At 62.4% G+C, this 13,906-nt stretch carries 10 protein-coding genes; 5 read left to right on the top strand and 5 right to left on the bottom strand.

Annotated elements, in window-relative coordinates; translation table 11 throughout:
• Window positions 1–493: AAA family ATPase (locus ACE3OH_RS11525; protein ID WP_374352391.1), on the bottom strand; the 493-nt coding region annotated here is incomplete at its 3' end.
• Window positions 494–655: 162 nt separating this feature from the next.
• Here ACE3OH_RS11525 and ACE3OH_RS11520 point away from each other — a divergent pair.
• Window positions 656–1,612 (top strand): histone deacetylase family protein, encoded by a 957-nt coding sequence (locus ACE3OH_RS11520; RefSeq protein WP_374352388.1) that lies wholly within the window; start codon window positions 656–658, stop codon window positions 1,610–1,612.
• 86 nt (window positions 1,613–1,698) lie between these two features.
• Here ACE3OH_RS11520 and ACE3OH_RS11515 read toward each other — a convergent pair whose 3' ends face one another.
• Entirely contained in the window at window positions 1,699–4,557 is a 2,859-nt protein-coding gene (locus ACE3OH_RS11515; protein ID WP_374352385.1) for a hypothetical protein, read from the bottom strand.
• A 98-nt stretch (window positions 4,558–4,655) separates the two neighbouring features.
• Between ACE3OH_RS11515 and ACE3OH_RS11510 the strand changes: the two genes are divergently transcribed.
• The 4 genes from ACE3OH_RS11510 (at window position 4,656) to sbcB (ending at window position 9,499) form a co-directional block, all read left to right on the top strand.
• The gene (locus tag ACE3OH_RS11510; protein WP_374352380.1) at window positions 4,656–5,531 is read left to right on the top strand and encodes a dienelactone hydrolase family protein; all 876 of its coding nucleotides are present in this window, start codon (window positions 4,656–4,658) and stop codon (window positions 5,529–5,531) included.
• Window positions 5,532–5,833: 302 nt separating this feature from the next.
• Entirely contained in the window at window positions 5,834–6,577 is a 744-nt protein-coding gene (locus tag ACE3OH_RS11505) for an ABC transporter ATP-binding protein (RefSeq protein ID WP_374352377.1), read from the top strand.
• Window positions 6,574–8,064, top strand: a complete 1,491-nt coding sequence (locus tag ACE3OH_RS11500; protein ID WP_374352374.1) for a hypothetical protein — start codon at window positions 6,574–6,576, stop codon at window positions 8,062–8,064. Before ACE3OH_RS11505 ends, ACE3OH_RS11500 begins: the two co-directional genes overlap by 4 nt.
• A complete protein-coding gene (sbcB, locus tag ACE3OH_RS11495) occupies window positions 8,057–9,499 on the top strand; it encodes an exodeoxyribonuclease I (protein WP_374352368.1) in 1,443 nt (480 codons plus the stop codon). The genes ACE3OH_RS11500 and sbcB overlap by 8 nt, the downstream gene beginning before the upstream one ends.
• 460 nt (window positions 9,500–9,959) lie before the next feature.
• Here the strand turns inward: sbcB and ACE3OH_RS11490 are convergent, their stop codons facing one another.
• From ACE3OH_RS11490 to ACE3OH_RS11480, 3 genes are all read right to left on the bottom strand, one after another.
• Complete coding sequence (locus ACE3OH_RS11490; protein WP_374352394.1) at window positions 9,960–11,798, bottom strand: pentapeptide repeat-containing protein; 1,839 nt, start codon at window positions 11,796–11,798, stop codon at window positions 9,960–9,962.
• Window positions 11,799–12,631: 833 nt separating this feature from the next.
• Window positions 12,632–13,321 (bottom strand): LytR/AlgR family response regulator transcription factor, encoded by a 690-nt coding sequence (locus tag ACE3OH_RS11485; protein WP_374352365.1) that lies wholly within the window; start codon window positions 13,319–13,321, stop codon window positions 12,632–12,634.
• Window positions 13,299–13,906, bottom strand: a 608-nt coding sequence (locus tag ACE3OH_RS11480) for a sensor histidine kinase (RefSeq protein ID WP_374352363.1), incomplete at its 5' end; no start/stop codon positions are given. The genes ACE3OH_RS11485 and ACE3OH_RS11480, both read right to left, overlap by 23 nt.

Below are 13,906 nucleotides of genomic sequence, written 5' to 3'. Positions count from 1 at the left end.
GCTGCGATTCGGGCAGCGCAAAGGTGCCGATCTGGTGCGCCGGATTCTGCGTGGCGATGACAAAAAACGGCTCGGGCAGCGGGCGGGTTTCGCCATCGAGCGTCACCTGCCCTTCTTCCATCGCCTCCAGCAGCGCCGATTGGGTTTTCGGGGTAGCGCGGTTGATTTCGTCGGCCAGCACCACCTGGCTGAAAATCGGCCCGGCATGAAAGCGGAAACGGTGCTCGTCGCGCTCATAAATCGACACGCCGATCAGATCGGCCGGCAGCATATCGCTGGTGAACTGCACCCGCTGGAAATCGAGCCCGAGGGTGGCGGCCAGCGCATGGGCCAGAGTGGTTTTGCCGACACCCGGCACATCTTCGATCAGCACATGGCCGCGTGCCAACAGGCAGGCAAGCGCCAGGCGAGTTTCGCGTGGTTTGCCAAGGATGAAGCGATCCAGCTGAGCCAGGACGGCATGCAGGGTGGCAATGGATTGAACGGCGCTCATGGCAGAACTCTTGGAAAAAGGGCGCTTGGACTGGCGGCGCGACTATTGGTTTATATCACCCCCCGCCGTAAACTGCGCACTACAAGCGCGATCCGGCGCAAACCGGCGTCCCGGCGCGGTGAGCGTGCTCTCATCGCCACCATGGCCCATGGAGACAGAATCTTGCTGAACTGGTTGGCCCGCAAAATGGGCGGTGGCACGTCCACTGCCTATCTCACCCACCCTGACTGTGCCCGCCACAATATGGGTACCCACCACCCGGAAAGCCCCGACCGCCTTGCCGCCATTCAAGACCGCTTGATGGCCGCCGGCCTATGGGACCATCTGCTGCACGTGGAGGCGCCACTGGCCACCCATGAGCAACTGGCGCTGGTACATCCGCCGCGCTATGTGGAAGCGCTGGAGCGGCTGAGTCCGGACCACGGCATTGTCCATGTAGACCCGGACACCGCCATGAGCCCGCATACCCTGCAAGCCGCCCTGCGCGCCGCCGGCGCGGTGGTCAAGGCTACCGATATGGTCCTGGCTGGCGACGCCAGCAACGCATTTTGCGCGGTGCGCCCGCCGGGCCACCATGCCGAATCCAAGCGCGCCATGGGATTCTGTTTTTTCAACAACCTTGGCGTGGGTGTCGCCCATGCGCTCAAACAGGGCATCGAGCGGGTGGCGGTGGCCGATTTTGACGTGCACCATGGCAATGGCACCGAGGAGCTGTTCCACGACAATCCGCGCGTATTGATGGTGTCGACCTTCCAATCGCCGTTTTACCCTTACTGCGGCGAGCGGGCCATGGGGCCGAATATGCACAATGTGGCGCTAAAAGCCGGCGCTCGCGGCGAAGACTTCCGCCGCGCTGTCAGCGAGCAGTGGCTGCCGGTACTTAATGATTTCAAGCCGCAGATGCTGTTTATCTCGGCCGGCTTTGATGCCCACCGCGAGGACGAAATGGCTTCGCTTGGCCTGGTGGAAGACGACTATGCCTGGGTGACCGAACAGCTGATGGCTGTTGTCGCTACACATGGCGAAGGCCGGCTGGTGTCGGTGCTGGAGGGCGGCTACGACCTGTCGGCGCTGGGCCGCAGCGTGGCAGCCCATATCAAGGTGCTGGCGGGTCTGTAACCATGGTCTGAATTGCCAAATGAGGCAGGCGCACGCGATTGCGCCTGCATCCTGGCGGGAGCGGCGCAAACCGCTCCCGCTAGGGCTCAATCACGCACACCGATCGAATACTGGCTGACGATTCCCTTGGGCGTGGTGATCTTGATCGTCAACACGCCGCTGCTCAGCGAATTGGTGCAGGTTGCCGACGTAGCGTCATAGGTCGCATCACTGCTCAGTACGATCGGCATGATCGGCGCCTCGGTAGTGTCCGGCACGGTGTATGAGGCCGAATTGGCATCCAGCGTGCCATTGGTCGTGGTAATCGCCACCGTTGTGCCAACCGGCAGGGGATTGAGGAAGTTCGGTTGGCGACTGCGTCCATCAGTCAGCGGCAAACTCAGACGCAGCACCTGGCCATCGGTACAGCCGCCGTGCGCAGCACTGCCGGTAAAGCTCACTGCTGCAGCTCCGGCTCCAAGACCGGTTGCCGTCGCTGCATTGCCGTCGCCGTCTGCATCAGGTGCAGCCAGTGTCAGCCTGCTGAAGTCTGCCGCGCTGCCTGACCAGATGATCAAGTTACTGTCGAACACCAAGCGACTTGGCGAGCTGGCGCACAAGCTGGGGTGGGCACAGCTGATTCCGCGATACTTGCCATCCGGCCCGTCATAGCTGCCGTTATTGTTGTAATCGACAAACTCTTCGCCGTTGTCGCGCACCGCATTGGCGTTTGCATCCAGATATGGTTCGCCCTGACGATAGCTGCCGGAATTGGACGCCGGCGGGAAGGTATCGCCAGCATCAAAGACGCCATTGCCGTTATTGTCGTCAAAACTGTCCTCGCCCACCGCGAACGCAATGATCACTTGCCGGCCCGTGTCGAACAGGAATGGCCCGGAATTGGTCTGCAAGCGCGAACGATCACCGGCTGAAGTCAGCTGCACCGTGCAGGCACTGCCACTGGTTACGCAGCCGCCCACCGGCGAAGCCGTACTGCCAAGGTCCCGGACAATGCCGATACCGCCCTCGGTACGGAAATTGATCGGCGTGCCATCAGGCACCGGCAGGCCGAAGCGGTCGGACGCATGCACGGTCAGCGTGATGGTTTCGCCGTCGTAGTTGAAAAATTCCGGGTTATGCGCCGACGCCGACAATGAGAAACCATTCTGGTGCGGAATCTTGGTCGATACATACAGCTGGCGCGACTGCGCCCAGATGGCGGCATTACTGGCCAGCGTGGCGGTCACCACCAACGGTGCCCCCACTGTGCCGGACTGCACCAGGGCTGACACCAAGCCATTGCTATCCGAGCTTGCCGATGTGGTATTGAGCTTGACCCCGCCTACCGCCGTGCTGAGCGAGAAATTGATAAGGCCGCCCGCCACCGGGTTGCCGCTGGCATCGACCAGGCGGAAGCGTACCGTCGCCACCTCGCCATTGCCGCTGCCCTTGATGCCAAGCGTGGTCGGCACTGCATCGACAAAGGTCAGCGAGGAGGCGCTGGCTGCGGCGATCAGTAGCGATGTGGACAGCGAGCGCGAACCGACCGTGGCCGTAATGGTGTCCTGACTGCCACAGCCCTTGTCGGTATAGGTAGCAGTGGCCTGTCCACCGATATTGATGGCGCTGGCGCTGATGGTGGCGCGACCGGATTGAGCGCAAGCGCTGGTGAAATTGACGGTGACGGTGTCGGTCAAGGGTGAACCGGAAGCCGCATCGACCAGGGTAGCCACGACCGACGCAGTCGATGAGGCTGGCAGCGCATTCAAGCCCGGAGGCAGGGCTACCTGCAGCGACTTGATGCTGGCGATCAGCGGCACATAATTGAATGACAGTGTTGCCGCCGCTGACTGCTTGCCGGCCGATGCGGTCGCATTGATGGTGACGGCGCCGCGCGTCGGCGTGCCACTTGGCACGCTTGCACCGAACACCGACGTCGATGCGCGCCCCTGGCTGTCGGTCAATGCACTTAGCGCACCTAGCGATACGGCGCCGCCCGCACCGGACGATGCCAGCTCGAAGGTAACCAGTGCATTGGCAATCGGCAGCCCCTTGGCATCGACAAACACGGCGGTAATCAGTCCATCGGTGTTTTGCTGCAGGGTGCTGGAATTGCTGCCGCCGACACTCAATGCCAGATTCAACGTAGGCACGCCGACCGGCGACGATGCGACGACCTGATAAGGAATGGAGGCCGTCGCCGTGGTATCCACCCCGGCCGCCCCGGCTACCGACACACTGGCGCTGATCTTGTCTGCGCCGAGCTTGCTGGTACCGATAATACCCATGCGGGCGATGCCGCTGGCATCGGTCAGCGTCGTGCCCGATTCCGGGTTGAACACCGCATAGCTGCTGTCATTGCTAAAGGTCACCAGGGCATTAGGCACCGGCTTGCCACTGACATCGAGCACGGTGGCGACCAGATTGGACTGGCTGCCGCTGACCACATTATTGCTGCCATCGAAGGCGATTTTCAGGCTGGGCTGGGTCGGTACCACCACGGCGGATTTCAGCACCTCATAGGTCAGCGTGGTAGACAGCGTTTGCGCTGCGCCCTTGCTGTCGGTGTAGCTGGCGGTGACGCTCAGCACATCCACCCCCTGCGCCACCCCGGTCAGGGTGGTAACGGCCAGGCCACGGCCATCGGTCAGGGTCTGGCCGCTTGGCAAGCCCAGGGTGGCAATGGTGGCGGTGCTGGAAAACGTGATTCTGGCATTGGCAATCGGCTTGGCGGGGTCGGACGCCGCCAGCAGCTGCACGCCGATGCTGACCGCACTGCCCGCCGGGAAGCGGTTGGCGACACTGCCATCGGCCAGTGTCATGGTCAGGGTCAGCGAATCCTTGGTGACTGGCGTCACCGCCGTGCTGGAACCGCCACCGGCACCGCCGCCGCATGCTGCCAGCCAGCAGGCCAGCCCGACCAGGAAAAACCACGAGGCAAATCGACGAACAGCGGCAAGCGGCATACACGGCTCCAGCCAAGGGTGGACTTTCGCGGTTGATTTAGCCATAAAGGCGATTCCGCGCACAAGCGCAGTCCATGCAATGCCGCCAGGAGACGCAGATGAACGACAAAATCCACCCCGATGCCACCCCGTTCCAGCCGCGCAGCGAATTGAGCCGCCGGGAATTCGTCGTCAGCTCGCTGGCTGCCGGCTTTGCCCTGGCGGTACAGCCGGCGCGTGCCGATGCAGTGATCCGCACCGATAGCGATGGCCTCGTGGCCGGCGAAGTGAAGATTCCGGTCGGCGATGGCGATATGCCGGCCTACCGCGCCATGCCCGCCGGCAAGGGCCCGTTTCCCACGGTGCTGGTGGTGCAGGAAATCTTCGGTGTGCATGAACATATCCGTGACGTATGCCGGCGCTTTGCCAAGGCTGGCTATTTTGCCGTGGCACCGGAGTTGTATGCGCGTCAGGGCGAAGTGTCGAAACTGGCCAGCATCGACGACATCATCAAGGTGGTGCAAAAGGTGCCGGATGCCCAGGTGATGAGCGATCTGGACAAAACCGTGGCCTGGGCCAAGGCCGGCGGCAGCGCCGACACCGCGCGGCTTGGCGTCACCGGCTTTTGCTGGGGCGGCCGCATTACCTGGCTGTATGCCGCGCATAACCCGGCAGTGAAAGCGGGTACGGCATGGTATGGCCGCTTGGTCGGCAAGAGCTCGGAGATGACACCCAAGCATCCGGTTGATCTGGCTGCCGAGCTGAAGGCACCGGTCCTGGGCCTGTATGGCGCGTTGGACAAGGGCATTTCGCTCGACACCGTCGAGCAGATGCGCGCCGCGCTCAAGGCGGCCGGCAAGCCCGGTGAAATCGTCGTCTATCCCGACGCTGACCATGGTTTTCATGCCGACTATCGCCCGACTTACAACAAGGAAGCAGCGGCAGATGGCTTCAAGCGCCTCTTGGCCTGGTTCAAGCAGCACGGCGCCGCTTGAGTCCACGCCAGGCTTTGTTGACGTTTTGTCGGCGGATCGCGTCGACAAAACGTCAACAGAGCCGCGATGCCGAAAGGGGTTCGTAGCGAGGTATGTCTGCTTGCCGCCCTCATCCGGCCCTCCGGGCCACCTTCTCCCGCTTGCGGGAGAAGGATATTGCGCGGAGGAAGCTGATCAGCTGACGCGCTGCGGCCCGAGTGCTGCATCGAAGCCGAGAACCTATCCCTTGCAAGGCGAGTGCAATCGCCACCATTGTTCTGCATACTCGCCGCTTTCGCAGTTGATGTTGCAAGGAAGCGCCGATGAATCCACCTGCACTGTCCATACACAACCTCAGCAAGCGCTTTGGCGAGCGCGCGGCGGTGGATGATCTGTCGCTCACCCTGCCGGCTGGCCAGTTCTATGCCTTGCTCGGGCATAACGGCGCCGGCAAGACCACCACCTTGCGCATGGTCGCCGGGCTGACCCGGCCGGACTTTGGCAGTGTGCGCATTTTTGGCCGCGATATCGTCGCCGAGCCGGAGGCGGCCAAGCAGCCGCTGGCCTATCTGCCGGACGAGCCCTTGCTGTACGGCAAGCTGCGCCCCTTGGAGTATCTCGAATACGTGGCCGGCCTGTGGGGCATGGAGGCAGAACCGGCCGAGCAGCGCGCCGAGCAATTGCTGCAATGGGCCGGGCTATGGGCGCATCGCGGCGAATACAGCGAAGGCTTCTCGCGCGGCATGCAGCAAAAGCTCGCCCTGTGTGGCGCCTTGATACACCAGCCCAAACTACTGCTGCTGGATGAGCCGCTCACCGGACTCGATGTTGCCGCCGCGCGTGATGTGAAGGAGCTGCTGCAAGAGCAGGTCCGGCAAGGCTGCACGGTGGTGCTGACCACCCATATCCTGGAAGTGGCCGAAAAGCTGGCTGAGCGCATCGGCATCATCCGCGCCGGCCGCCTGGTGGGCGAAGGCACGCTGGAGCAATTGCGCGAGCAATGCGATCTGCCCGGCGCCAGTCTTGAAGATGTTTTCCTCGCCTTTACCAGTGAGACGGCCGCATGAAGCGCTGGCTCAAGCCTGCCAGCCCGTTGTGGCTATTGCGCTGGGAGTTACTGCACGCCTTGCGCAGCTTGGGCGCGCGGCGCGGCAGTTTCCGCCTGCCCGGCGCCTTGAGCTGGCTGCTGCGCGGCTTGCTTTTGCTGCTCATGCACGCCATTCCTGCCTTTCTGATCTGGATCAGCCAGCACGCCAGCCGGACGCCCTCGATCAACGAAGCGCAGCAATTGACCCAGATGCTGGCGCTGCTCGGCCAGATCAGCTTTGCCCCCATGGTGCTGGTGGCCTGCTACACCGTGATCAACCAGCTCAGCAGCAAACAGGCGCTGGATCTGCAACTGAGCAGCCCGGTCGCACTGGCAAGCCTGAGCCGTGCCAGACAGTACCAGGTCGCGTTGAACAGTCTGCTGGGTTTTCCCTTGCTGATCTTGCCCTTTGCCAATGTCGGGCCGTTTTTAGGGCAGTTTCATCTACTACTGCTGTATCCGGCCATTCTCGGCTATGCGCTGATCGCCAGTGCGGCCGGTCAGGCACTGGCCGGCGGCCTGCTGCGCCTGTTCGGTGTGGCCAGAGTAAAGCGTTATGGCAGCTGGGCGAGCTTGCTATTCATGGGTAGCGGCTTTTTCATCCAGCATCTGATCCCGAAGAAAGGCGAAGCGGTCGGGCAAGCCGGCGCCTGGAGCGAGTTCTGGGCCGGCTCGGTCAGCGGCGCCTGGCTGCCCAGCCTTGCCTTTCTGTTGGTCGGCATCGTGCTCACCCTGACAAGCAGCCGTGCCTTCGGCCGGATGGTGCTGGAAGCGAGCAATACCGCCGACAGCCAGCGCGCCAAGCCGGTATCGCATCGCTTCAATCTGCACCTGCCCTGGCTGATCCTGCGCCAGCAATGGAAGCTGATGCTGCGCAATCCGATGACCGCAGCCAATCTGCTGACCCCGCTATCGACCATGATCTTTCCATTCATGAAAGGGGCACACGACCCGGACGGGCAGACTGCCGGCTATGCCATATCGGCCGCCATGCTGGGGATGATCGCGCCCTTGTCGAGCTACACGCTGTGCTGGTCGGCCACCGCGCTCGATGAAGCGCCGGCCCTGGTGTTCGGCGCGCCGCAGAACCGCAACCGCCTGTGGCGCTGGCAGCTACTGGCAGCCCTGATTCCGGTGTGGGTCGTGCTGTTGCCACCGGTATTGCTGCAAGCCAGCCAATCACTGTGGCAAGGCATGGCGCTGGCGCTGGTTTGTCTGGTGTCCAGCCTGTCAACCGCCGTTCTGGCCCGCTGGCGTTTCCGGCCGGTCAGCCGCGCCGAGGCGCGCACCAATAATGGCTTTCGCAGCCTGGAGCTGATCGGCCTGATGCTGTATTGCAGCCTGTGGGCCGGCATCGCCAGCAGTACCCGTACCATGGGATTGGGCTTGGCACTGCTGCCCTTCGCCCTGCTGGTCCCCGCCTGGGTTTTGATGCGCATGGAAGAGCGTGATTATCTGTATGACTGAAGCAAGTTTTTTCTGGCACGACTACGAAACCTTCGGCCTGCGCCCGCAGCGCGACCGGCCGGCCCAGTTTGCCGGCATCCGCACGGATCTGGCACTGAACATCATCGGCGAGCCGCTGGAGCTGTTTTGCCAGCCCACGAACGACTTCCTGCCCGACCCGGTATCGGTGCTGATTACCGGCATTACTCCGCAAATGGCGCAGTCGCGCGGCCTGCCAGAGTTCGAGTTCGTCGCCGCCATCCACGCCGCGCTGGCGGCGCCCGGCACCTGCGGCACTGGCTACAACACCTTGCGCTTTGATGACGAGCTGACCCGCCATCTGCTATGGCGCAATCTCTACGACCCCTATGGCCGCGAATGGCAGCAACAGTGTTCGCGCTGGGATTTGCTCGACTGCGTGCGTGCCACCTATGCCTTCCGGCCCGACGGCATCGATTGGCCCTTGCGCGACGATGGCTCACCCAGCTTCAAACTGGAACACCTGACCGCCGCCAATGGCCTGTCGCACCAGGCAGCGCACGATGCACTGAGCGATGTGCATGCCACCATTAGCCTCGCGCGCCTGATTCGCCAGCAGCAGCCCAAATTGTTCGAGTTCTGTTACCGCCTGCGTAAAAAGGACGCGGTGGTCGATGAGATCGCCCCGACCCAGCGCCGACCCTTCCTGCATATCTCCGGCATGTATCCGGCACAACGCGGCTGCCTGGCGGTGGTAATGCCGCTGGCCTGGCACCCCACCAATAAAAACGAATTGGCGGTATGGGACCTGGCCCACGACCCGAGCGAACTGTTTGCCCTGGATGCCGAGCAGGTACGGCAGCGCCTGTTCAGCCGCAGCGACGAACTGCCCGAAGGGGTGGGCCGGCTGCCGATCAAGACCATCCACCTGAACAAATCACCGGTGGTGGTGAACAATCTGCGCACCCTGTCTCCGGCACGGGCCGAAGCCTTGGGCATCGATATGGCGCAGGCGATGCGCCACGCCGACCTGCTGAGCAGCGGCCCCGATCTGGTCGGGCTGTTGCGTGAGGTATACCAGGCACGCCAGTTTTCCGGCGCACGCGACGTCGACGAGGCACTGTACGACGGCTTTATCGGCGACGCCGACCGGCGCCGGCTGGAGCGCCTGCGGCGTCTTGGCCCGAGCGAATTGGTCCATGTACCGACCGCCTTTGACGATGGGCGGCTGGAAGAGCTGCTGTTCCGCTACCGTGCCCGCAACTGGCCGGACAGCCTCAATGCCGACGAGCAACAGCGCTGGGCCAACCATCGGCGCGAGCGGCTGATCGATGGCGTGCACGGCGGCCTCAACCTGCAAGGGCACGCGCAATTGCTGGCAGAGCAGCGCCTCGCCCACGCCGACGATACGCGCGCCACGGCGCTACTCGATGCCACCGACGCCTGGGCGAAGCTGCAGGCCGAGGGCTTGCCCTAGCCCGCTCTACCGCCAAGGCCGCACAACCGGCGCCTTCATGTGCACAGGGTAGGCACTCAGCAAGCTGCGTCATCGGCCAGCGAGGTGCACGCCCCATGGCCACCTGACACAGTAGGCGTGGCTTCAGCCACGAAGGCGGGCTCGCCGGACTACCCCGCGAAACCGGCACAACCGGCCGAGGCCTTAGGGTCATCTTTTTCCGCTGGCCATTGTCTTTTGGCGACGCAAAGGATTGCAGCCTGGCTACGGCGTCCCAAATTCCTGGTGAGCGAAGCGAACTGAGAGATTGGCCATGCAGTGCGAGGGACCCACGCCAGATCATTCGCGCCGAAGGCGCATAAGACCTAGGCCGAAAAATCAGAGAAATATATTCAACTTCAATGCCTTAAAAAGAACCACCCCTTGCCGCATTGATTACGGCAATGCCTCAATTCCGCACAGAGCCCCTTCTGGGACCGCGCTAACTGGCCTCCTTTTGGCAAAGACTGCCGCCCGCCGCGACCGGGTCGAAGCCAGTTGGCCACACCGTCTTCTTGTCGAAGCAACTTTCGGCCAGCGTCAGCCCGTCGAGCACAGACTTGCTGAAGTCGATATTGCGGATGGTCGCCTTGCTCAGCTTGGCGTCTTTGAAGCTCGCGCCGTGGAAATAGCCTGCATTCAGATTCACCGACGACATCTCGGCGCGCGAGAAGTCGGTGTTTGCGCAGCTGCATGCTTCGATATCAACCTTGTCGAGGGTGGCGCCTGCGATGTTTGCCTGATCGAGTACCGGATAGATCAAGCGCAGATTTGTCAGCGTGCGTCCAGCCAGATCGGCACCGGTGGCATTCAGAACGCGCCATGTGCTTAGGGCGCCTCGGTGCAAAGCCGTGTCAGCAGCACGCCGGTCTGCTTCATCTGCCTTGCCTGGGCAGTTTGACCAAAGCGGGAAAGTAAGCAGCTTTTCCTGCTCGTACGGATTCTCGACATTGTTGAATGCATTGCTGCCAAATCGCGTCCGGCAGTCGGTGATGGGTACTACGCCATCGTCTGCTTGCACACCGATCAGGCCCGTCAGGTCAACACCGCGCAGATCAATCGGACGGTTTGCATCGGTTCCATCTGCAAGGCGCCGCGCAAAGGCTAGGGCGCGTAGCGTGCTGCCACGCAGATCAGCATCACGCATACTGACCCCCGCCAAACTGACGCGGCGCCATGTACTACCCTGCCAGTTGCTGGCCTCCAGCTTGGATTGTTCCAGTACCGTGCCGATAAGCAGGGCACCTGGCGCGGTAACCCGGAGCAGTGACATCTGTTTCAGCGTGGCATTATCAAACCGCGCCCGGTCAAGCACGGCATCGTCAAACACAGCATCCGACAGTTTGGCACCACGAAAGTACGCCCCTTGCATTTGAGCGTGCTTGAACTCGCTCTCCTCAGAAAGCGCCACGCCATCGAAATCGACATCGGCGAGCAGGGCACCATTGAATTTGACATGCTTCAAGGTCGCACCGTTAAAGGTCGCGTGGTCGAGCTGGGCGTGGTCAAAGGTGGCATTTTCAAGTATCGCGCCGCGAAAGCTGGACTTGGACAACTGCGCCTTGCTGACATCAAGCTCTGAGGCCTTGGCGCCATCGAACACAAGGCCGCGTAAATCCAACCCGGCCAAGGTGACAGATTTCAGGGTGGCGCCTGCAAATAAGGCGCCGGCAAGCTTGGCATCTTTGAATTCGCCACCGCCAATGAAAGCATGGCTGAAGTTGGCAGCACTCAGGTCGGCGCCGGAAAAATCGCCGCCATGGCGGAACCGCACATCGCGAAACACCGCGCCGGGCAGATTCGCCTTGGCAAACGATACCTCGTCAAAATAGGCATCGGTAAAATCGGGGGCCACAGGCTGGCTCGGCATGCGTTTTGCCCCCCTGGCCAAGGCCACGCGTTTGCTGGGTTCGACCGCCAGGTGAGCGCCAGCAAACTGCGCCTGATCAAAGGCGGCCTGGCGGAAACTGGCGCCGTGGATAGACGCACCGCCAAAATTTGCTTCGTGGCACTGGCTGCGTTCGAAACGGGCGCCCTGCAGTTTGGCACCGGTGAAATTACATTCCTGCATTACCGCATCGCTAAAGTCGGCACCGCGCAGGTCGGCACCACTGAAGTCTGCTTTGCCCAGGCGCGCCTTGCTGAAGTTCGCGCCTGCCAGGCTTTGCCCGACCAGCGTGAGAGCTTTGCTTCCGCCTTCATCCCGGTCACCGCCAAAGCGAAGGCCAGCAAAATTGTTGTCGCCGGCATCAAGCGGCTGGCCAAGTTGTATGCGTGTCATGGCGCGACCGTGGCGGGCATTGGCCTGCTTGCTGTCTATCGCCAATGCGGCCTGAAAATCGGCCAGAGCGACGGCGAAGTCACGCCGGCAATACCGGAGCATGCCGCGGGCGGCAATGGCGGCGGCGTCGCGCGGGTTGCGCGCCAGCAAAAAATCGATCGCCCGCATCGCTTCGTCTTGGCCATTGCGCTCGGCAAAATACCAGGCCTGTGCCTGTAGCAGCGCAATATCCGGCTGCGGCCTGGCAAGGTTTTCATCCATTTCACGGCGCTTTGCCAGATACGCATTCAACACGGCAGCGCCAGCATCGGGCTGGCGATTGTTCGGGTCGTAAGCCGGCCAGTTTTTGTCGCACCGATGTCTTTTAAAGTACAACTCCCGACTGCTTTTCCATGCAAAAAGCGTCAGTATCTCGCCCTTCTTGACGCCGCGGCCACAACCCCACGACCCATAACCAAGTGTTACTTCATCCGGGACATTGCCTTTGATCGCGACATCAACATGGAAACGAGCCTTCCGATGGGCCCCATAGCCTTCAATGTATATTTCGTCTTTTTCGTACTGGCATTCTTTGGGGTCAGGCTCCAGTACATGGCCGTAAATAATCGCGGGAGCGTCGTATAGCGCGTCCTCGGGTTCGGGCTTACTACACATCCACGCCTGGGCAACGGTAGGCAGGGCGAGCGCAGCCGCAATGAGCAGCTGGGGAAACAATACATATTTCATGGCAAAACGGGGCTTGATCGGGCGGAGGCGCAGTATTGCACACGTGTCTGCGGCCGGTACCCCTCGCACAGAAAATGCGGGCGCAGTTTGTGCTGGGGCACCCTTCGCTACAAAGTAAACCGCTCCCGCAACACCTTGGCCTGCCGCCGCGACAGGGCGATCTGTTCGCCATTGCTCAAGTGCAGCGACAAGGCCGAGCCGCCTTCGTCGCTCAGGCTGGTGATGGCATCGAAGCGGCATACCGTGCCACGGCTGGCCAGCAAGAAGCGTTGCGGGTCCAATCTTGGTAGCAAGCGGGCGAGGCTGCCGGCCAGCAGGTAGCGTCCGGAGGCCGAGGTCAGTTGCACATAGTTGCCGGCGCTATCGAAGCGCAGCACGTCCCCCAGGCGCAGCAAGTGCAATTGATCGCCGCGCCGCAGCAGGAGGCGATGCTCATCGGGCAGATAGCTCGATGCGCCAGCCTGCAAACGCGCCATGGTCTGGGCCAAGCGGGCCGGCTCGACCGGCTTGACCAGATAATCGGCCGCCTGCAAGTCGAAGGCCTTGCTGGCGAATTCGGCATAGGCGGTGCAAAACACGATATGCGCCTGGCCGTCGAGCGCGCAGGCCAGCTCGATGCCGCTCATGCCCGGCATGTCGATATCGAGAAACAGCACATCGGGCCTTGCTTGCGCGTAGGCCTGCAGGGCCGACAGGCCATCGGCCGCCTCGGCAACAATCTCCACCGCATAGGGCGCCAGCAGGCGGCGCAATTCAGCGCGCGCCAGGCGCTCGTCATCCACCAGCATGATGCGCATGCTTCGCTCCCGTGAAACTGAGGCACACCCGGTATTGATCGCCATCACGGCCTGCCTCGATGCGGGCGTCGGGCTGCAAGAGACGCAGCCGCTCGCGCAGATTGGCCAGCCCTAGCGACAAACCTTCCGGCCGCGCGCTGGTGCAGGGGTTGCACACCTGCAGCTGCCAGCCATCTGTCGACTCCTGCGCCCTGATCAGCAGGCTGCCGCCCTCGGACAGCGGTGCAATGCCATGCTTGATGGCGTTTTCGCACAGGGTAAGCAAGGTAAAGGCCGGCAGCGGACGCGCCGCCAGTGCCGGCGTAATGTCGCACTGCACGCGCAGACGCCGCTCCAGCCGCACCGCCTCGATATGCAGATAGTGCTGCGCCAGCGCCCAGTCATCGGCCAGCGTGGTCAGCCCCTGTTCGCCTTGCAGGCTGCTGCGCAGCAAGGTGGACAGGCCGGTGATCATCGCGGCGGCAGCCTCGCGGTCTTCAAACATCAGGGCGCGGATGCTGTTGAGGGCGTTGAAGATAAAGTGCGGGCGCAACTGGTTTTGCAGCTGCAGCAACTGCGCCTGCTGCACTGCCTGCGCCAGGGCCT

The organism is Chitinimonas sp., from assembly GCF_041904975.1.
Taxonomy (GTDB): Bacteria; Pseudomonadota; Gammaproteobacteria; order Burkholderiales; family Chitinimonadaceae; genus Chitinimonas.
This window is presented reverse-complemented; position numbering and strand designations above follow the sequence as displayed.